Below are 906 nucleotides of genomic sequence, written 5' to 3'. Positions count from 1 at the left end.
TCGCGTCGACCATCCACAACCCCGGTGACGGGGAAGCTGGACGGTGCGCGGGTCGGTGGCCGCCGTTGACGGCGAATGTCTGTCAGGTGGCTGCTCATAGATGTGGAGCACTGGTTATTCAGTCTGCTGGCCGTGCGGCTCAGCTAGTACCGTCCCCGAGCTCTGGTTCGGGGGAGTGGGAACGAGGAGCTTCGGGCGGCTGGCAGGTTGGACACGCTGTTGGGTCCTGAGGGAACGGGCTACCTAGCCCGGGTGACCTCGGATCGCGGGACCAGGACCGCATCCCCGGTTGGGGGTGTGGTTTTGGTGGGCCCGGTTGTTTTTTGAGAACTGCACAGTGGACGCGAGCATCTCTGGTGAGACTCGACTCGTTGAATTGATCCTTGCCTTTTGGGGTGGGGGTTGTTCTTCTGGTTGGGTCTTGTCTTCTGCGATTTGTTTTGATCGTTTTGTGTGTTCAAGTTTTTTAGGGCATACGGTGGATGCCTTGGCATCAGGAGCCGATGAAGGACGTGGGAGCCTGCGATATGCCTCGGGGAGTCGGCAACCAGACTTTGATCCGGGGATTTCCGAATGGGGAAACCTGGCACCCGTCATGGGGTGTCGCCGCCGTCTGAATGTATAGGGCGGTTGGTGGGAACGCGGGGAAGTGAAACATCTCAGTACCCGCAGGAAGAGAAAACAATAGTGATTCCGTGAGTAGTGGTGAGCGAAAGCGGAGGAGCCTAAACCGTGCGCGTGTGATACCTGGTAGGGGTTGCGTGTGCGGGGTTGTGGGACCATCCGGCTGGGTCTACCAGTCCAGCAAGGAGTTACAAACTGCTCGGGTAGTCGAATGGTCTGGGAAGGCCGACCGTAGACGGTGAGAGTCCGGTAGACGAAATCTGAGTGGCTTCTGGGTGTGCT

General features: G+C 58.8%; 1 rRNA gene. It reads left to right on the top strand.

The annotated features are described in order from the left end of the window. Nucleotides 1-455: 455 nt before the first annotated feature. Nucleotides 456-906 (top strand): 23S ribosomal RNA (locus ACH01S_RS41740); the annotation flags it as partial.

It is taken from the genome of Actinomadura chibensis NBRC 106107 (assembly GCF_001552135.1).
GTDB lineage: Bacteria > Actinomycetota > Actinomycetes > Streptosporangiales > Streptosporangiaceae > Spirillospora > Spirillospora chibensis.
The sequence above is the reverse complement of the archived record's forward strand: the minus strand, read 5'-3'. Positions and strand labels throughout refer to the sequence as shown.